General features: G+C 71.2%; 19 protein-coding genes. 10 read left to right on the top strand and 9 right to left on the bottom strand.

Going from position 1 to position 17403, the window contains the following annotated elements; genetic code table 11:
- Positions 1–14 precede the first annotated feature (14 nt).
- Positions 15–212 (bottom strand): DUF397 domain-containing protein, encoded by a 198-nt coding sequence (locus EMA17_RS08210; RefSeq protein ID WP_126636251.1) that lies wholly within the window; start codon positions 210–212, stop codon positions 15–17.
- Positions 191–988 carry a helix-turn-helix domain-containing protein gene (locus EMA17_RS08205; protein ID WP_281290468.1) on the bottom strand — a complete coding sequence of 266 codons (798 nt, stop codon included), beginning with the start codon at positions 986–988 and terminating at the stop codon, positions 191–193. Before EMA17_RS08205 ends, EMA17_RS08210 begins: the two co-directional genes overlap by 22 nt.
- A 298-nt stretch (positions 989–1286) precedes the next feature.
- Here EMA17_RS08205 and EMA17_RS08200 point away from each other — a divergent pair, with 298 nt between their 5' ends.
- The 3 genes from EMA17_RS08200 to add all read left to right on the top strand — a co-directional run bounded on the left by EMA17_RS08200 (position 1287) and on the right by add (position 3229).
- Positions 1287–1592 carry a hypothetical protein gene (locus tag EMA17_RS08200; RefSeq protein ID WP_126636249.1) on the top strand — a complete coding sequence of 102 codons (306 nt, stop codon included), beginning with the start codon at positions 1287–1289 and terminating at the stop codon, positions 1590–1592.
- Between the two features lie 163 nt (positions 1593–1755).
- Complete coding sequence (locus tag EMA17_RS08195; RefSeq protein WP_126636248.1) at positions 1756–2040, top strand: hypothetical protein; 285 nt, start codon at positions 1756–1758, stop codon at positions 2038–2040.
- 175 nt (positions 2041–2215) lie between these two features.
- On the top strand, positions 2216–3229 hold the full coding sequence (gene add / locus EMA17_RS08190) for an adenosine deaminase (protein WP_218042728.1): 1014 nt from the start codon (positions 2216–2218) through the stop codon (positions 3227–3229).
- A 65-nt stretch (positions 3230–3294) separates the two neighbouring features.
- Here add and EMA17_RS08185 read toward each other — a convergent pair whose 3' ends face one another.
- On the bottom strand, positions 3295–4467 hold the full coding sequence (locus EMA17_RS08185) for a hypothetical protein (protein WP_126636247.1): 1173 nt from the start codon (positions 4465–4467) through the stop codon (positions 3295–3297).
- Complete coding sequence (locus EMA17_RS08180; RefSeq protein ID WP_126636246.1) at positions 4464–4988, bottom strand: SigE family RNA polymerase sigma factor; 525 nt, start codon at positions 4986–4988, stop codon at positions 4464–4466. The genes EMA17_RS08185 and EMA17_RS08180 overlap by 4 nt, the downstream gene beginning before the upstream one ends.
- A gap of 150 nt (positions 4989–5138) precedes the next feature.
- Between EMA17_RS08180 and EMA17_RS08175 the strand changes: the two genes are divergently transcribed.
- The 5 genes from EMA17_RS08175 (at position 5139) to EMA17_RS08155 (ending at position 11019) form a co-directional block, all read left to right on the top strand.
- The gene (locus EMA17_RS08175) at positions 5139–5462 is read left to right on the top strand and encodes a PadR family transcriptional regulator (RefSeq protein WP_078975830.1); all 324 of its coding nucleotides are present in this window, start codon (positions 5139–5141) and stop codon (positions 5460–5462) included.
- Complete coding sequence (locus EMA17_RS08170; protein WP_126636245.1) at positions 5459–6847, top strand: HAAS signaling domain-containing protein; 1389 nt, start codon at positions 5459–5461, stop codon at positions 6845–6847. Before EMA17_RS08175 ends, EMA17_RS08170 begins: the two co-directional genes overlap by 4 nt.
- 247 nt (positions 6848–7094) lie before the next feature.
- Positions 7095–9308 carry an ATP-binding protein gene (locus tag EMA17_RS08165; RefSeq protein ID WP_126636244.1) on the top strand — a complete coding sequence of 738 codons (2214 nt, stop codon included), beginning with the start codon at positions 7095–7097 and terminating at the stop codon, positions 9306–9308.
- 174 nt (positions 9309–9482) lie between these two features.
- Entirely contained in the window at positions 9483–10127 is a 645-nt protein-coding gene (locus EMA17_RS55730) for a winged helix-turn-helix transcriptional regulator (RefSeq protein ID WP_307721531.1), read from the top strand.
- A gap of 61 nt (positions 10128–10188) precedes the next feature.
- Complete coding sequence (locus EMA17_RS08155) at positions 10189–11019, top strand: MerR family transcriptional regulator (protein WP_126636243.1); 831 nt, start codon at positions 10189–10191, stop codon at positions 11017–11019.
- A 43-nt stretch (positions 11020–11062) separates the two neighbouring features.
- Here the strand turns inward: EMA17_RS08155 and erm are convergent, their stop codons facing one another.
- The 3 genes from erm to EMA17_RS08140 all read right to left on the bottom strand — a co-directional run bounded on the left by erm (position 11063) and on the right by EMA17_RS08140 (position 13164).
- Positions 11063–11899, bottom strand: coding sequence for a 23S ribosomal RNA methyltransferase Erm (gene erm / locus EMA17_RS08150; protein ID WP_126636242.1), 837 nt, complete (start codon positions 11897–11899; stop codon positions 11063–11065).
- A 231-nt stretch (positions 11900–12130) separates the two neighbouring features.
- Entirely contained in the window at positions 12131–12331 is a 201-nt protein-coding gene (locus EMA17_RS08145) for a DUF397 domain-containing protein (RefSeq protein WP_126636241.1), read from the bottom strand.
- Positions 12328–13164: a helix-turn-helix domain-containing protein gene (locus EMA17_RS08140; protein ID WP_126636240.1), complete on the bottom strand. Its 837-nt coding sequence runs from the start codon at positions 13162–13164 to the stop codon at positions 12328–12330. Before EMA17_RS08140 ends, EMA17_RS08145 begins: the two co-directional genes overlap by 4 nt.
- 214 nt (positions 13165–13378) lie before the next feature.
- Here EMA17_RS08140 and EMA17_RS08135 point away from each other — a divergent pair, with 214 nt between their 5' ends.
- Complete coding sequence (locus EMA17_RS08135; RefSeq protein WP_126636239.1) at positions 13379–13828, top strand: ATP-binding protein; 450 nt, start codon at positions 13379–13381, stop codon at positions 13826–13828.
- A 102-nt stretch (positions 13829–13930) separates the two neighbouring features.
- Here EMA17_RS08135 and EMA17_RS08130 read toward each other — a convergent pair whose 3' ends face one another.
- The gene (locus tag EMA17_RS08130) at positions 13931–14986 is read right to left on the bottom strand and encodes an aldo/keto reductase (protein WP_126636238.1); all 1056 of its coding nucleotides are present in this window, start codon (positions 14984–14986) and stop codon (positions 13931–13933) included.
- A gap of 117 nt (positions 14987–15103) precedes the next feature.
- On the opposite strand from EMA17_RS08130, the gene EMA17_RS08125 reads away from it, so the two are divergent.
- The gene (locus EMA17_RS08125; protein ID WP_126636237.1) at positions 15104–15937 is read left to right on the top strand and encodes a helix-turn-helix transcriptional regulator; all 834 of its coding nucleotides are present in this window, start codon (positions 15104–15106) and stop codon (positions 15935–15937) included.
- Positions 15938–15976: 39 nt separating this feature from the next.
- Here EMA17_RS08125 and EMA17_RS08120 read toward each other — a convergent pair whose 3' ends face one another.
- Positions 15977–16954, bottom strand: a complete 978-nt coding sequence (locus EMA17_RS08120) for an SDR family NAD(P)-dependent oxidoreductase (protein ID WP_126636236.1) — start codon at positions 16952–16954, stop codon at positions 15977–15979.
- Positions 16955–17403: the final 449 nt, after the last annotated feature.

Here is a 17403-nt window from a genome sequence, read left to right as displayed (position 1 = left end):
GCATCGCGTGGTGGTCAGATGCGCAACGAAGCGGTGAGGGCCGCCCACGAGGCCGCGTCGATCATGAGGTGACCAACGGCAAGGGCCCTGCTGTCACGGACGGGAACGATGCCCGGGAAGTTGCCGCCGACTTCCACACACGCACCCCCATCAGGGTTGGTATAGGTGGACTTACGCCAGGCGGCAGTCGTCAGTTGGGCGGTTTTGGGCATTCTTCGTACTCCTTGATTACCGTGCGGATCATGGCTGCCGATTCCGCTGGGGACAAGGCGTAGGCAGCAGCCCGCTCGTAGTCTCGTTTGCGTTCGGTGACCATGCCGGGTTCTTCGATCATGCGCGAAGTCGCATTGCCTTCGAGGTAGGCCAACGACGTGCCATCCGGCAACTCGATGTAGATCTGTGTGGCCTCGTTGAGCCCGAATCCACCGTGCTTCAACGGCAAAACCCTGGTGTTACCGTACTCGTGATCCATGGTCCCCAGTAGCGCTTCGAGTTGTTCGATCATGACCTCCGGAGAACCCATCGTTCGACGCAACACGGACTCGTCAAGGAGCACCTTGAGATACGGGGGTGGCTTCTTGTCGAAAATCACGCGACGGTTCATGCGCCGCTCGATCAGCGTGGCAACCCGGGCGTCGGATGCGCCGGGATTGCCATCGCGGAACAGTGCCCGCATGTAGCCCGGGGTCTGAAGAAGGCCCGAAATGTGGAACCCGGTCCACTCGCTGAGCGCAATGGCCTCGCGCTCCAACGCCATGTATTCGCTATAGCGATCAGGGAACGGCACGTTCCGCAACATCTCGAACAGAGTGGCGAACAGGCCGCTCGTGCCGAACACCGCGTCGAGCTTGGGGCACAGTTCTTCGGGGACACGGCTGTCGCCAGTCTCGAACCTCGACATCGACGCTTTGCTGTAGCCCACGACGTCGGCCAATTCCGTCACGGACAGCCCGGCTCGTGATCGGTGCTCTCTGATTTGCGCTGCCATGCGCTGCCGTGGCGACCCCTTGGTCGGGTTGCTCGGCCGCTCCCGAAATCGCACGCCTGTGCCCCTGATTCGTTTCATTTGAGCTTGCAACGGGCGGTCACTCCAAAGGTTAGGCGCGCAGGTCGAAGCTGTCAGGGAGTGGCCGAAAACCAACCGACGGCAATGAGAGGCAAGAGGCATGCCCATGACCGTGCCGCGACAACAACCTCCCAATGAGGCCGACTTGCGGCTGCGCTTGGCGGGGGGTGAGGTTCGGGTGCGGGATGCCCGGAGTCGGTATGTGGGGACGCTTTACCGCGTGGCCGGCGGCTACGTCGTGGCGCTCACCGCCAACTGCCAGGCGACCTACACCATTCCGCTCGCGCACCTCGAAGTGGTGGACGACGAGGCCGCCCCGTCCGCGCCCGCCGGGCAGTGCCGGCCGGAAACCACCGGGCCCGAACCGGCGAAGCCGGAGGCGCCTCGGCCCGGCCGGATCATGGCGGCCCAACCCCTCGTGGACGAGCCGCGCCGAACCAAGGCGCAACACCTGTTCCGCGACGAGTCGATCACGTGGCGAATGCCGCCCGACGACGCGCGTCCCAGCCGACCGCCCACCCCCTGATCGGCCGCACCGCCCCCACTGGCCTGGCCGGCGGTGTGGCCCCGCCGCCCGGACGCCTCCCGAGGCGTCCGGGCGAAGCCGACCGGCGCGGAGCGCTCCCCGCGCCGGTCGGCCACGAAGCGACGCGTTCCCCATCCCCCGCCCACGAAAGGCACACCCCGCCATGCCCGAACTCGCCGAGATCGGCCAAAAGGTCAAGCACCGGGACGCCCGTCTGCGACCGACCCACCCGCCCGGCGTGATCGAGCACATCGACGCGACCACCACCCGGGTGCGCGTCCAGCCCTTCGACCCGGCCCGCCCCGCCTGGACCGCCGACCTCGCGGCCGTGGAGCCGGACGACGCCATCTGGTACCCGACCGACGGAGCTCCACCCGCCAAATCCGCCCCGTTCCCGATCCCTCCCGGCGCCCGAGCCCCACGCGTCTACGGCTGCTACCGCCGCTGACCCCGGCGACGTGGTCCCGACTCCCTCGCCTGTCGCGAGTCCCGGGCCGCCTCGCGCGTGGCGGGGATCGGGTTCCGGCGACGCGGCGCGGCGGGGCGGGGTGCGGGGCTCGGGCGGGTCCGGGGCATACGGTTGGCATTCGTCGGGTGGATGTTCGAGTCGGGAGGGTCGGTTCATGCGGGACATGCGGGACTTCATCGGTGGGCTGCCGAAGTGCGAGTTGCATCTGCACATCGAGGGGACGTTGGAGCCCGAGTTGAAGTTCGCGCTCGCCGAGCGCAACGGGATCGAATTGCCGTACGCCTCGGTCGAGGAGATGCGGGCGACGTACCGGTTCGACAGTCTCGCCTCCTTCCTGACCGTCTACTACGACGGCATGCGGGTCCTGCTGCACGAGCCGGACTTCTACGACCTGGCGATGGCCTACCTGCGCAAGGCCGCCTCGCAGAACGTGCGCTACGTGGAGATGTTCTTCGACCCCCAGGCGCACACCGGCCGGGGCGTGCCGTTCGACGTGGTGGTGCGCGGGCTCACCCGGGCGATCGGGGACGCGCGACGCGAACTGGGCATTCGGGCCCAGTTGATCATGTGCTTCCTGCGCGACTTCCAGGCCGAGTACGCGATGGCCACGCTCGTGCAGTCGCTGGCGTACCGCGAGTGGATCGTGGGGATCGGGCTGGATTCGGACGAGCGGGGCAATCCGCCGGCCAAGTTCGCCGCCGTCTACGCGCGCGCACGGGCCGAGGGCTACCGGTTGACCATGCACTGCGACGTCGACCAGGAGAACAGCGTCGAGCACATCCGGCAGGCCATCGAGGACATCGGTGTGGACCGTATCGACCACGGCTCCAACGCGTTGGAGGACCCGAAACTGGTCGCCGCGATCAAGGAGCGCGGCCTCGGACTGACGGTGTGTCCGGTGTCGAACTCCTTCGTGGTGGACGGGATCAAGGGCGCGGAGATCCGGCGGATGCTGGACGAGGGCATCCTGGTCACGATCAACTCCGACGACCCCGCCTACATGGACGCGTACGTACAGGAGAACCTGGAGCGCACCCAGGCGGACCTCGGCCTGACCGAGGCGGAGGTGGCCCGGTTCGAATACAACGCGTTCGCCATCGCCTGGCTGCCGGAGGACGTGAAGGACGCGTACATCGCCGAGGTGGATGCCTGGGTGGCGGCGGGCTGAGTCGGGAAAGGGGCCGAACTCCCGTGATGGTCACGGGAGTTCGGGTTACCAGTAGGCGCGGGTGATCAGGACAGCGGAGGGGTCCAGGTCTCCGGGGCCGCGCAGTTGCCGAAGGTCGCCGACGCGAGGATGCGGTGCAGGGTGTCCCTGGGCACCAGGTTGTTGTCGGTGGTCGTGATCTGGACTTCGCAGCCGTTCACCTTGGTGACCAGGATCGCGCCTTGCTGCGGTGGCAGCAGGCCACCGCCGGGGGAGGTGAAGTACCAGGTGTCGTGTCCCGCGATCACCGTCGGCGGGCCGGTTCGGGCGACGATGTCCGTGCGCCCGCTGTCCGACGCCGAGACCTGGATGCGCAGGGCCCCGTACTCCGTCATGCCTCCCAGCTCGCTCCGCTTCAACACGGGATGGGCCGCGGCGCCGAAGACCAGCACGGAGTTGGACTGGGCCGGGATGTGCGTGTTCGAGCCGCCGAAGTCGAGCCGGAGCGTGTCGGGGACGAAGCCGAGCCGGTAGGGGGTGCGGGCGTCGGTCGACCGGAGTCGGACCGCCTCGGCCAATCGCAGCAGGTCCGTCCGCCGGTCGGTGCCGGAGACCACGACCCAGGACCCGGACGAGTCGCGCCACGCGACGACCGGCGCCCGCCTGTCCTGCCACGTGCCGCGGCCGGGCTTTCCGTCGGCGTCGAAGCGCACCGGTTTGGGAGCCCAGGAGTTTTGCGGACCCTCGTGATAGGCGGCCGGATCGATCAGGTAGTTCTCGGCATAACGGGCCGGGTGCCCCTGCACGGTGATCGCCTCGCCGGCCTCGATCGCCGTCATGTCGACGTCGGCCGGCGCGTAGGCGCCGACGTTGCCGCCCCAGCCGGTCCTGGATTGGTCGTTCGAGCGCACGCTCGCCAGCGAGGTGGTCCCCGAGAAGCCCTGCTCCAGGGGGAAGAACCCTTCCGTGCGGTCGACGTCCACGACCACGGCCGGGGGACTGGTCACGGAGACGCCAGGAGCCTTGCTCGCGGCGGGACCCGCCGCCCGACGTACCCCGTCGTCACCGAGGTGATCGAGGACCTGGGGGGTTACGGCGCCGAGCGCGACCACGGCGGCGACGCCGAGGCCGGTGACGGCGAGGCGCCGTCGGCGCACGCGTCGGGCCCCCGCGTACGCGGCTTCGACCAGGCCCTCACCGTCGGGTGCCAGATGCTCGTGGCGGACGAGCGCCGCCTCCAGTTCGCGGATGTCGGTCATGCCGGTTCTCCCTGTGGAATCGGGGGGATTCGGGTAGGTGTCACGGTCATCTCCACGCGCAGCGTCGCCAGGGCGCGGGACGCGTAGCCCCGGACGGTGCCGGGTCGGCAGCTCAGGGTCTCGGCGATCTCGTCGTCGGTGAGTCCCTCGTAGTAGCGCAGGACCAGCACGGCCCGTTGTCGGCGGGGCAGTTCGCTCAGCCGGCGCCACAACTCCTCGCCGGACCCGACATCGGCGGCGGGATCCGGCACGGTGGGCGCCGCCGGGCCGTCCAGCGCGTCGTGGGTCAGCGCCACCATGCGTATCGCCTTGCGGCGGCGGAAGGACAGGAACTCATTGGTGACGATGGTGCGGACGTAGGCGTCGGGTCGATCGAGCGTGCCGATGCGTTTCCAGCGCACGAGTGCCTTGATCAGCGCCTCCTGCACGAGGTCCCGGGCCAACTCCCGGTCCCCGCACAACAACGCGGCGTAGCGCAGCAGGGCCGGCAGTCGCGCCGCCGCGAAGTCCTCGAACCGCATGGTGCACGTCTCCTCGGTCGGATCCCGCTCGGAAGCCTCTGTCCCTACAAACGCGAAGTCGAGCCGATCTGCTGTGCGGCGGGCGCGATCGATCCCGTCCACTACTGTGCATTGCGTGGTACCGTGCAACGCACAAGAGCTGGAGGCGTCATGGATCCGAGTCAGTTGCTCAAGGGAGTGCTGGACCTCGCCGTACTCGCCGTGCTGCGTGAGGAGGACGGCTACGGCTACGACGTGCTGCGCCGGCTGCGCAAGGCCGGCCTCGACGACGTCGGCGACGCGTCGGTCTACGGCACGCTGCGGCGGCTGTACAACGCCGGACTCCTCACGTCCTACGTGGTGGCGAGCGACGAAGGCCCGAACCGCAAGTACTACGCCCTGAACGAGCCCGGCCGGCAGCGGTTCCGGGAGTCCACCGACACGTGGAACTCGTTCGCCCGGACGATGTCGGAACTGGTGGGGGAGACCCGATGAAGGACACCGCACTGCACCCCGTCGCCGCTGACTACCGCGTCGAGGTGGCCCGCATTCTGGCCGATCTGCCCGCCGTCGAGGCGGAGGAGATCCTGGACGACGTCGAGGTCAACCTGAGCGAGGTGGTCGCCGAACTCGACGGCGCGGTGACCTCCGACGCGCTGCGCGCCCGGCTCGGCACGCCGCACGAGTACGCCGCCGAACTGCGCGCGGCGGCCGGGTATCCGCCGCTGACGCCTGCCGGCGACGGCGGTCGGTTGCGCGGCGTCGGCAAGGTCGAACTCCTGATGCTGGGACTGCTTGTGGCGCTCGGCGCGGCGTTCGTGACCGGCGTCGCCCTGGGCTCGCAGCAGGATTCGCAGGAGCGCTGGTGGATCTTTCCGTGTGTGCTCGCACTGGCTGTGGAGGCGGTGAACGCGCTGTGGCTGCGCGGGCGCGAGCGCGGCCTGCCGGAGGTCGCCGCGCTGTCGGTCAGCCGTCGCGCGAGGGCCCTCGGGGCGTCCTTGCGCACCGGGCGCTTCGCCGAGCCGGTGCGATTCCTGACGAGCCTGCAGTCCGCCTGGTGGGTGGCGCGGGCGCTGGTCGTGTCCCTGCTCGCCTGGGTGATCACGGGTGGGGTGTGGTGGCCGGTGGCGGTCGGACTCCTGGCTCTGGTCGCGTCGTTGTGGCTGGGCTCGCGCTCGAGACACGACCGCCGACTGGTGTGGCTGGCGGTACCGCTCAACGCGATGGTGGTCGGGCTCGGGATCGGCATGGTGAGCGCGGGGCAGTTCGAGCCGGGCGAAGTCGTGCGGATGGAGCCCATGGGATCGAACCACCCCTCGTACTTCAACAGTTGGGATGGGCACCCGCTGGACAGCAGCACGCTGATGGGTACGTTGGACGGCAATCCGCTGCAGAACATCTACCCGTTCGACGCGCAGGGACGCCCGCTCAAGGATGTTCTGCTGTTCGACCAGAATGGTAGGCAACTCGGTTTGTACAGCGGGTTCTCGAACTACGGATGTACGCGCGACGGCCGGCCGGCGGTGCCCAACCGGGAGAGCCTGCCCTTCCCGCAGCCCCGGGTTGAGCCGAACCAGGGCGCGCCGGGGTGCCGGATCGTGGAGGGCACGGCCCCGTTCACGATCGCGATCCCGGTCCGGCCGGGGCAGGCGCCGCAGTCGAGCACGCCGCCGTCGGCGGGGGTGCCCGGCAACCCGCCCGCGACGGTGCCGAGTACGCCGCCGGGCAGCGCGCCGGGCAGCGCGCCGGGCACTGCGCCGGGTGCGGCTCCCGGGACCACGCGGCAGCAACCCCCGGCCGCGTCTGCGGGCGCACCCTCGACGCGTCCCGAGGGCGAGGCGCAGACACCGGGCAACCAGCCGGGAGAGTCCGGGAGTTGAGGGCCCGGGTGGTCGATCGAAGCCCGTTCGTCGGACCCCGGGACCCGCCCGGTGTCCGACGAACGGCGAGCGCGACGGGGAGTCGGCACCGGCGCGACATGCGCCCGGCATGCCGCCGACATGAGCCCGGCAAGCGTGTTCACCGGGCGTCGAGTCGGTGTTGATCCGGGTGTGGGACAACAGCCGGACGACTTCAGCCCCGGCCGCCGCTCGGCTGCTCGTGACGCATCAGTAAGGTCTCTTATCCATGCTGACGTTTCGTGTTCTGGGAGCGCTCGAAGCGTGGGACGGTGACCGGCGGGCCGACCTGCGCGGCCCACGTCATCGGGCCGTTCTCGCTCGGCTCGTCCTGGCGCGGGGGCACGTCGTACCGGTCGACCGGCTGATCGAGGACCTGTGGCACGGCGAGTCGCCGCACCGCGCGCTCGGGTCCGTGCAGACCTTCGTATCGCACCTGCGCCGTGCGCTCGAACCCGACCGCGCGCCGCGCACCCCCTCGACGGTGCTGGTCACCGCGCCGCCGGGGTACGCGTTCCGGGTCGGTACGGACGAGGTCGACGCGTGGCGGTTCGAGGCCCTGGTGCACCGGGCCGGCGGCCTCCTCGCGGCGGGAGCGGCGCAGGACGCGCTACGCGAGTTGACCGCGGCGCTCGACCTGTGGCGCGGGCCCGCGTACGCCCAGTTCGCCGACGAGCCGTGGGCGCGGCCCGAGGCGGCCCGGCTGGAGGAGTTGCGCCTGGTCGCGGTGGAGCGTCGGGCCGAGGCCGGTCTGGCCATCGGGCAGGCGTCCGGGATCGTGCCCGGCCTGGAGGCACACGCGGCGGCGCACCCGCTGCGGGAGGAGAGTTGGCGGTTGTTGGCGCTGGCGCTGTACCGGTGTGCCCGCCAGGGCGACGCGCTCGCGGTGTTGCGCCGGGTACGGGCGGCGCTGCGCGACGAGTTGGGGGTCGAGCCCGGGTCGCGGTTGCAGCGCCTGGAGGCGGACATCCTGGCCCATTCCGCCGAGTTGGACGCGCCGGAGGCGGTGCCGACGCCGGCCGCCGCGCCCGAGGCGCCCGCCGCGCATCGGGAAGTCGCGGAGCCGGTACGGGTTTCCGACGAGCTGGGGGAGGACGGGATCGTGGCGCGCACGACCACGTTGATCGGTAGGGCCGACGAGACGACCGACCTGCTGAACGCGGCGAAGCGGGCCGACGGGCGGCTCGCGGTGGCGCTGGTCAGCGGCGATCCGGGCGAGGGCAAGACCGCGTTGACCGAGCATGTACGGGAGTTGCTGGCCGCCGAGGGGTGGCGGGCGGCGTGGGGGCGCTGCCCCGAATCGGGCGGTGCGCCCGCCGGGTGGCCGTGGACCCAGATGTTGCGCACGCTGGCCGCGGTGAGCCCGCCGGACGAGGACACCGCGCGGGTGTTGGCGCCGCTGCTCGCCGACTCGTACAGCCCGGTGGGCGATCAGGCCGCGGCCAAGCTGATGTTGCATCAGGCGGTGGTGCGCTATCTGGCCCGGGCCACCGCGGAGACGCCGTGGTTGCTGGTCCTGGACGACGTGCACCGCGCCGACGAGGAGACGCTGGCGCTGCTGTGCCACCTGGCCACCGACCGGGACGCGACCGGTCGGGTGCTGCTCGTGGTCACCTATCGGCACAACGAGGTGGGCGACCTGCTCGCCGACGCGCTGGCCCGGCTGGCGCGGTGCGGTCCGGAACGCGTCGAGCTCACCGGCCTGGCCCCGGAGGCGGTGGGCGACCTGGTCCGCGGCGCGGTCTCGGCGGCGATCGACGAGGACACCGTACGGGCCATCGTGGACCGCACCGCGGGCAACCCGTTCTACGTCCTGGAGACGGCCCGGGTGCTTGCCGCGGAGGGGGCGCACGCGGCGGTGTCCGAGGTGCCGGTCGGGGTGCGGGACGTGATCCGCCGGCATGTCGCCGGGTTGCCCAAGGCCGCGCAGGAGGTGCTCAAGCAGGCGTGTGTGCTCGGCCGGGACATCGACGTCGACGTCCTGCTCGCGCAGAGCGGCACGGACGAGGACACGGTGCTCGACGCGGTCGAGTCGGCGCTGCTGACCGGTCTGCTCGTGGAGCCCGACGCGGGCCAGCTGCGGTTCACCCACGCGCTGGTGCGGGACACCCTGTACGAGGACCTGTCCCAGCTGCGCCGGGCCCGGATGCACGCGCGCACGGCCGAGGCGATCGAGGCGGTGCGGCCCCGGGACGTCTCCGCGCTGGCGCACCACTACCTGGCCTCGGCCTCGCGCGCGACGGCCGCGAAGGCCGCCCACTACGCCCGCCTCGCCGCCCTGGACGCGGAGATCCACTTCGCCTACCGGGAGGCCGCCGAACTGTGGCGCGGCGCGCTGGCGGCCTTCGACCGCTCCGGCGCCGCCGACGAGACCGCCCGCGCCGAGCTGCAGGCGGGCGTGACCCGCTCCCTCGCCCAGTCCGGCGACCACGGCCACGACTGACCGGCGCCAGCGGCCCCGAGGTCCTGGCGCGCCTGTGCACGGGAGTTCGGATGGCGTCGACGAGGCATGCCTCGCCATTCGTGGCAGTCGCCTTTCGACCGCTTGAGTTGGAAAAGCCTACTCACCGTGCCCTCGGCATAGCGTCAGTGAGTTGGGGATGGCAACCTTGTGGGCGTGGTCGTCAACGCTGATTCCTCCGACTCCTCCGGGTTGTCCGGGTCCTCCGATTCCTCCGGCTCCTCCGATTCCTCGCGCGCGTCGAACGTCTCGAACGTTTCGAATGCCTCGTCCGTCGACTCCGGCGCCGACTCCGGTCGGGTGCCCGAGAGGGCGGCGGCGGACGCTCCCGCGCGCTCCCGCGCCGCCCGGGCGCCGGTCGGTCGGCCATGCTCGGTCGCCTCGACGCTCGGTGTGGTCGGCGAGAAGTGGGCGCTGTTGGCCATCCGGGAAATGGGATTCGGCAATCACCGCTTCGACACGATCGCGCGCAACACGGGCGCGCCCCGGGACATCCTGACCACCCGGCTGCGTGCCCTGGAGGCGGCCGGGGTCCTGGAGCGGCGGCGCTACCAGGACCGGCCGCCGCGCTTCGAGTACCACCTGACCGCCCGGGGCCGCGACCTCGGGCCGGTGCTGCAGACCCTCGCGGCCTGGGGCGACCGGTGGCTGACCGACGAGCCGCCGGTGGACTTCCGGCACGGGGACCACGCGCTCGACCCCGCGCTGATGTGTCGCGGCTGCGGCGAGGAGGTGCTGCCGGGCAGCATGCACGTCCACGTGCGGGTGCCGGGATGGGACCTGGCGGGGCCGGTGGACTGAGGGCGCGGTTCCGGGGGGGCTTGACCCTGACACCGTGTGAGGCCGTGCACTGGGAGGCGTCATGTTCACCATCGGAGACTTCGCCCGGCACGGCAACGTGTCCGTCCGCATGTTGCGGCACTACGACGCCATCGGCCTGCTGCGCCCCGACCGGGTCGACCCGGTCAGCGGCTACCGGTTCTATCGGGCCGGGCAACTCGCCCGGCTCAACCGGGTGATCGCGCTGAAGGAACTCGGCTTCACCCTCCAGCAGGTCCGGAGCATCCTGGACGAGCAGGTGAGCGCCGGCGAGTTGCGCGGCATGTTGCGGCTGCGCCGGGCCGAACTCGCCGCGGCGGTGGCCGCGGACGCCCGACGGTTGACCCAGGTCGAGGCGAGGCTCCGTACCATCGAGGCGGAGGGCCGGATGGCCGACGACGACGTCGTGCTCAAGCGCATCCCCGGGGTCCGGGTGGCCGTACTGACCGCGACCACCACGGTCGACGCCGACGGGCCGCGCGACATCGGGCCGATCATCGGGCCGCTGTACGACGAACTGTGCCGCCGGATGGCCGCCGCCGGGGTCGCGCCGACCGGGCCGGGCATCGCCTATTACGAGGTCTCGCCCGACCGGGACGACACGATCGTCATCAACGCCGGCATCACGGTCGCGGCCGACCCGCGCCCCGAACACGACTTCGCGATCGTGGACCTGCCGCCGATCGAGCACGCCGCCACCTTCGTGCATCGGGGCTCGATGGACGACGTGATGACCGGCGTACAGGCCCTGGCCCACTGGATCGACGCCAGCGGCTTCCGGTCCCTCGGCTACCCGCGCGAGGTCAACCTGGAGTGCCCACCGGACCCGAAGCAGTGGGTGACCGAACTCCAGGAGCCGATCGCACGGGCCTGAGCGCGGGCCTGAGCACGGGCCTGAGCACGGGCCGCCGCGCGGGTCACCGCCGGGACCGAGACCGCCCGGATCCCGGTCGGCCGGCGCGGGCATCCCCGTGGTCCGCGCGCCCTCCCCGCTCGACCGCCCGCCACAGCGAGGCCCACTGATCCGCCGTCACATCCTTGGGCAGCGCGAGGGGGGAGATCCGGGCGGCGACGAGCCGGTCGCGCACCGCGGCACCGGGCAACCGGCCCGTCCGCTCCAGGATTTCGCGCAGCCCGCGGCCCGGGCCGGTGAACACGTGGCGGACGAACTCCTGGTACGGCTCCCGCGCCCCGACCACCAGCGGCGTGCTCCGGCGCGTCATCGACAACAGCCCGCCGTCCACCGACGGCATCGGCCGAAACGCCCGAGCCGGCACGCGCGCGTGCACCTCGAAGTCGAACCACGGCCACCAGGCCGCCGTCAGCATCGAGGCCCCACCCACACCCGCCCGGCGCCGGGCCACCTCCCACTGCACCAACAACACCGCGGACTGCCAGTGTCCGGTGTCGAGAAGCCGCCGCAACACCGAAGTCGTCAGATGGAACGGCAGGTTGCCCACGACGGTGAAGGGTCGATCGGGAAACCGGAACCGCAACACATCGGCCGCCACGACCCGGACGTGCCCGGGCACGCGGCGGGCCAGCCGCCGGGCGCGCCGCGGATCGAGCTCGACCGCGGTGAGCGGCCGACCGCTTCGGCTCAGCGGCAGGGTGAGGGCACCGTCACCGGGCCCGATCTCCACGACCGGCCCGGACGTACGCCCGACCAGGTCCGTGAAGAGGCCGATCACCGCGGGATCGACGAGGAAGTTCTGACCGAGCTCATGGCGTCCGCCATGAGTGGGGTAGGGCACGAGAAGGCTCCGCAAGGCAGTTCGGAGCCGGGCAGCGCGAAACGGCCGCACCGGCAGGGACCCGAAGTGCGGCGGAACCGGAAGAGAGGAAGCCTCGGCCCGCCGCTAGTGGCGGCGAGTCCTCGTGAATGCGGCGGCGAACATGCCGACCACCCTAGCCGGGCCGGGTCGGCTCGATCATCCCGATTTTCGGCGCGGGCCGGCGCCGATCGTCGTGGGCCGCGGGGCGGGTCACCCGTGTCGCAGCGAGGCGAGGAATTCGGGCCAGGCGTGGCGGGGGAGGCGCAGGTGCGCCTGCGTCGGGCGCTTGCTGTCCCGGAGCGCGAGGTGGGCGGCGCGCGGGGACACTTCCACGCAGTCGCCCTGGTGTCCCGAGTGGGTGGACCTGCGCCAGGCGTCGGGTGCGACGGGGGCTTTCGGGGCGTTGTTCACAGGGATCGCATCCTTGCCGAGATGAGGGTTCTGGACTCGTCGGTGGAGAGGGCGTTGGCGACCAGGTAGTCGAGGTGGCGGCGATAGCGGCGCAGGTCGCGATCGTCCTCCTTGACCAGCATGCCGCCGTGGTATTCGACGAACAGCACGCTGGGCGCGTGCGGGCCGGAGAAATCGAACATGGTCAGTCCGCCGTTGTAGGCGTTCGCGGTGGAACTCGTCGGTATCACGTGGATGTCGATGTTGGGCAATTCACCGAGTTCGAGGAGATGGGCGAGTTGTCGGGTGAGTACGCCGCGACCGCCGATCTCGCATTGCAGGGCACCGTCCGCGAGCACGGAGCGGAACCTGGCCGGATTCTGCCCGGTGAGCACGCGCTGTCGCCGCATTCGGATCTCCACGAGCGCGTCGGCCCGTTCGGGGTCGGGGATCATCGGCCCGGAGCCGATCACCGCCGCCGCGTAGTCGCGGGTCTGGAGCAGGCCGAGGATCATCCCGGCGTTGGCGGCCCGGATCTCCGTGGCCTGCGACTCCAGCGCGATCAACTCCTCGTAGGCGGCGTCGAGCACGTCCGAGTAGGCGACCCACCAGCGCGGGCCGCGCGTCTCGATCAGGAGCGCTTCGAGGCGTTCGACGTCGGTCGCGCAGACCCCGTATATGCCGCAGAGGCGATGCAGATCGTGTCGGGACACCGCGACCTTCGCGGTCTCGATACGGCTGATCTTGGATTGATCCCAGCCACAGGACTCGGCCACCTCCTCGCCGGACAGACCCGACGCCGTGCGGAGCAGCCGCAATTCCGTACCCAATCGGCGTCGTGCGTGGCTGCGCATCTGGGTCCTCCCGGGGTGGCTTCGTCCGGGATTGTGCTCCGGGTCTGATTGCAACGCGACCGAGTTTGGTCGGTGTCACCCGAAAGAGTTATTTATGTCGAAGTACTTGGTTGCATTTATGCGTCGCGGCGATGCTCGATGTGGGCCGCTTCTTCTTTCCTCCCGGTGAGTACGGGTGTCCCAGCGGCGGTCCACATCGGATTGGGGAGAAGACATGCCTGCCACCCGGATTCACGCGCCGGCCGACCGGGCCGGACACCACATGTTGGCCCCCGTCGCCGAACTTCGCTGCGTCGGTACGGCCGAACTCGTGAGACACGTACGCAACTTCGTCCACGAGTGCGCGATCGGGGCGGGCGCCTCCGCCGACACGGCGCAGACCACGAAGCTGCTGGCGAGCGAGTTGGTGTCCAACGCGGTCCGGCACACGCCCGATGGCACCGTGGTCCGGGTCGAACTGCTGCACGACGTGCCCTGCGGGCAGTTGGTGGTCGGCGTCGAGGACGGCGGGGCCGCCATCCCGGCGGCCCCGCGGAGACGGCGCCCGTCCTGGGACGCCGAGTCGGGGCGGGGCATCCCGCTGATGACGAGCCTGGCCAACGAATGCGGGGTGACGCCGCTTCCCGGCGGCAAGCGGGTGTGGTTCGCGTTGGCGATGAGCTGACGGAGCCACGCGTCGGATGACCACGCTCGCGCGGGCCGGCCGACCGGGACCACCCCGAGGACGGCGCGCGGGGTTCGGGCCGCCCTCGGGGCTCGTGGGGGGTCAGTGGCGGGTTTCGATCCTCAGGTCGCCGGTGGTCACAGTGCGGATGTGGTCGCCGGCGAGGATGTCGTGCGGGAAGCCGAGTGCGATCGTGCTCACCTCGTCGAGGCGGGCCAGGTGCGCGGCGGTGAGCTCGACCTCCAGGGCGCCCAGGTTGTCCGTCAGCTGGGCGGCCGTGCGGGCGCCGATGATCGGTGCGGTCACGTGCGGATGGCGCAGGGCCCAGGCCAGGGCGACCTGGGCGGGTGCGCGGTCCAGCTCCGCGGCGACCTCCTTCACGACGTCGGCGATGGCGAGGTCGCGTTCGGTGAGCGTGCCCAGGGCGAGGTTGCGGCGGGTGCCGTCGCCGGTCGCGGCCGGCGCGGTCAGGTCGTCGCGGTCGTACTTGCCGGTGAGCACCCCGCCGGCCAGTGGTGAGTACGGGACCACCCCCAGGCCCAGCTCGCGGGCCATGGGGATCAGGTCACGTTCCCCCGTGCGCTCGATCAGGTTGAACTCGATCTGCAGCGCGACCAGCGGCGACCAGCCGCGCAGGTCGGCGATCGCCTGCATGCGCGAGACCTGCCAGGCCGGGGCGTTGGAGATGCCCACGTAGTGGACCTTGCCCTGGCGGACCAGATCGTCCAGGCCGCGCAGGATCTCGTCGATCGGCGTACGGAAGTCCCACACGTGCAGGTAGAGCAGATCGATGTAGTCCGTGTTCAGCTGTCGCAGACCGGCCTCCACCGACGCGAACAGGTTCTTGCGGTGTCCGCCGCCGGAGTTCGGGTCGCCGGGGCGGCGCAGCGTCGAGTACTTCGTCGCCAGAACCAGGCTTTCCCGCCGGTCGCGCATGAATTCGCCCAGCATGCGGTGGGAACTGCCGTCGGTGTAGGTGTCGGCGGTGTCGATGAAGTTGCCGCCGCGCTCGACGTAGGTGTCGAACAGCCGGCGCGCCTCGTCCCGCTCGGATCCCCAGCCCCACTCGGTACCGAAGGTCGCCGCGCCCAGTGCCAGGGGTGAGACCCGCAGCCCGGAGCGGCCCATCAGCCGGTAGGTGTCGAGGGTGAGTGTCATCGTGTCCTCCTGTGCGCGTGATCCGTTGCCGGGTACCAGCCTGTGACCGTCGCGAACAGGGGGTAAGGGAGGGAACATCCTGGGAACGCCGATCCCACCCCGGCTGTTGGCACGGACATGACGACCACCCACACCGTGGACACGACACAGGAGTTGGCCGCGTTCCTGCGCGCCACGCGGGAACGGTTGGACCCGCGCGACCTCGGCCTGCCGCCGCGTCGGCAGCCCCGGCGGACCCCCGGGCTGCGTCGCGAGGAGGTCGCCGAACTGGCGGGGGTCAGCGTGGACTACGTCGTACGGTTGGAACAGGGTCGCGGGGTGCGGCCCTCGGCCGACGTGGTGGAGGCGCTGGCGAGGGCGTTGCGCCTGGCCCCGGTCGAACGGGCCTACCTCTTCGACCTGGCCCGCCGGCGCCCCCACACCGCCGACGAGCCCGCGACCGGCGCCGCGCCGCTGTTGGCCGGGCTGGTCGCCGATCTGTCGCCGCTGCCGGCCATGCTGATGAACCACCGCTACGACGTCCTGGCCTGGAATCGGGAATCGACCAGGCTGCTGCTCGATTTCGACGCGCTCCCGCCGGCGCGGCGCAACGCGATGTGGCTGTGCCTGATGCATCCGGTGATCCGGGAGCTCTACGTCGATCGGGAGCGGGTGGTGCGCGAGGGGGTCGCCCACCTGCGCGCGGCGTGGGCCGCGCATCCGGAGGATCGTGCGCTGACCGACCTCATCGCGGAACTGCACGCGGGGGAGGCGGAGTTCGCGCGTTTGTGGGCCGAGCGGGACATCGGGATCAACGGCCGAGGGCACAAGGTGTTGCGCCACCCCGAGGCCGGCCTGCTCACCATGCACTTCGAGGTGCTGGTGCCGCTCCAGGACCCGAATCAACGCCTGTTGGTATTTCGGGCCGCGGACGACGAGAGCAGGGCGGCGTTGGACCGGTTGTGCGCGTGAGCCCCGGGCGGCGCTCCCTCGTCGTCGGTGCGGGTGATGTCATCGGGTGATGGGCGGGGCTCCGGTCGCGGCGAGGGAGAGGTCCCAGAGTCGCGCGGCCTCGTCGGGGTCGATGGCGTACGCGCGCACGCCGCCGTCGTCCATGGGCTCGTCGGGACCGGAGACGCGGGCGACGTCGCAGTCTTCGAGATAGAGCCCGCCCCGGCCGTCGAGGAGCGCGGAGGTGGCGGCCCACACACCGGTGGCGGCGCCCTGGGAGGCGGTCTTGAAGCCGGCTCCGATCACGTTGCCGTGCGCGTCCACCCAGCCGCGGTCGATCTGCTCCCGCTGCGTCATCTCGCGCTGCAGGCCGGTGATGATCTTGCCCGGATGCAGCGCGAACGCTCGGACACCGTCGTCGCGCCCGAGCGCGTCGAGGTGCACGGCGAACAGGGCGTTGGCGGTCTTGGACTGGCCGTAGGCCAACCACTTGTCGTAGCCGGTGCGGAAGTGCGGGTCGTGCCGGCGGATGCCGGTCAGGGTGTGTCCGGCGGAGCTGTTGACCACGACACGAGCGCCGGCCGCGGCGACCAGGAGGGGATACAGCTCGCACGCGAGGGCGAAGTGCCCGAGGTGGTTGGCCGCGAACTGGCCTTCCCAGCCGGGCCCGACGCGTCGTTCCGGGGTGGCCATGACTCCGGCGGCGGCCATCAGCAGGTCGAGCCGGTCGACGGATTCGCGGATCCGCGCGGCGGCGCACCGGATGCTGTCCGGGTCGGTCAGGTCCATGGCGACGACCTCGCAGCCCGGTATCCCCCGGAGCGCGGCCCGGGCCACATCGGGGCGACGGGCCGGAACGATGACCCTGGCCCGTGCCGCCGCCAGCGTCCGGGTGGTCTCCAGGCCGAGGCCGGAGTAGCCCCCGGTCACCACGGCGGTCATGCCGGACAGGTCGCGGTCGGCCACGATGTCGGCGGCGTGGGTGGCGGCGGAGAAGGGCGAACCGAGGGGTTGCTGTTGCCGAGCGGTGTTCGTCATGTCGCCGACGCTACGATCTGGAGCGAGGTCCAGATCAAGTCCGAGAGCGAGCCACGTGCACGCCCTGCGCTTCCACGAGCACGAGAGCCTTCTGGTCGCCCCGATCCCACGCACGCCGGGCGGCAGGCGGCGCTCCGGGTGGCCCGGCGCGGCATGGGCCGCCGCGGGCCGCCGTGCGCACGGGTAGCACCGGCACACTCGGCTGACATGCCGGCACCCCATCTTCGGTAGACGACACGGCGGTTGCCACATCGCCTTGGGCACTGGGGAGGGTTGGGGTTGGGTGCGCCGGGTGTGCGCCCCTGAGGGGCCGGGTCTCTTCGGCGCGCGTTGCGCCTTGGGTTGCGAGTGGCCGGCGCGGGGCCTGTCCGGCCCGTGGGGTGGACCGCCGCCGGCGTGCGGGGCTCCGAGACTCGAAGCTCCCGACGAGACGGGTGCGTTGGTCGGGG

The sequence above is a fragment of the Embleya hyalina genome (assembly GCF_003967355.1).
In the GTDB taxonomy this organism is placed as follows: domain Bacteria; phylum Actinomycetota; class Actinomycetes; order Streptomycetales; family Streptomycetaceae; genus Embleya; species Embleya hyalina.
Note: the sequence above shows the minus strand (reverse complement) of the source record. Positions and strands in the feature narration are given on the sequence as shown.

Coding starts and splice junctions, on each gene's coding strand:
- EMA17_RS08185 (WP_126636247.1), bottom strand. CDS start 4,467: ATGACCGACATCCGCGAACTGGAGGCGGCGCTCGTCCGCCACGAGCAT.
- EMA17_RS08135 (WP_126636239.1), top strand. CDS start 13,379: ATGCCTGCCACCCGGATTCACGCGCCGGCCGACCGGGCCGGACACCAC.
- EMA17_RS08130 (WP_126636238.1), bottom strand. CDS start 14,986: ATGACACTCACCCTCGACACCTACCGGCTGATGGGCCGCTCCGGGCTG.
- EMA17_RS08170 (WP_126636245.1), top strand. CDS start 5,459: ATGAAGGACACCGCACTGCACCCCGTCGCCGCTGACTACCGCGTCGAG.
- EMA17_RS08175 (WP_078975830.1), top strand. CDS start 5,139: ATGGATCCGAGTCAGTTGCTCAAGGGAGTGCTGGACCTCGCCGTACTC.
- EMA17_RS08165 (WP_126636244.1), top strand. CDS start 7,095: ATGCTGACGTTTCGTGTTCTGGGAGCGCTCGAAGCGTGGGACGGTGAC.
- add (WP_218042728.1), top strand. CDS start 2,216: ATGCGGGACATGCGGGACTTCATCGGTGGGCTGCCGAAGTGCGAGTTG.
- EMA17_RS08180 (WP_126636246.1), bottom strand. CDS start 4,988: ATGCGGTTCGAGGACTTCGCGGCGGCGCGACTGCCGGCCCTGCTGCGC.
- EMA17_RS08140 (WP_126636240.1), bottom strand. CDS start 13,164: ATGCGCAGCCACGCACGACGCCGATTGGGTACGGAATTGCGGCTGCTC.
- EMA17_RS08195 (WP_126636248.1), top strand. CDS start 1,756: ATGCCCGAACTCGCCGAGATCGGCCAAAAGGTCAAGCACCGGGACGCC.
- EMA17_RS08120 (WP_126636236.1), bottom strand. CDS start 16,954: ATGACGAACACCGCTCGGCAACAGCAACCCCTCGGTTCGCCCTTCTCC.
- EMA17_RS08125 (WP_126636237.1), top strand. CDS start 15,104: ATGACGACCACCCACACCGTGGACACGACACAGGAGTTGGCCGCGTTC.
- EMA17_RS08155 (WP_126636243.1), top strand. CDS start 10,189: ATGTTCACCATCGGAGACTTCGCCCGGCACGGCAACGTGTCCGTCCGC.
- EMA17_RS08210 (WP_126636251.1), bottom strand. CDS start 212: ATGCCCAAAACCGCCCAACTGACGACTGCCGCCTGGCGTAAGTCCACC.
- EMA17_RS08205 (WP_281290468.1), bottom strand. CDS start 988: ATGGCAGCGCAAATCAGAGAGCACCGATCACGAGCCGGGCTGTCCGTG.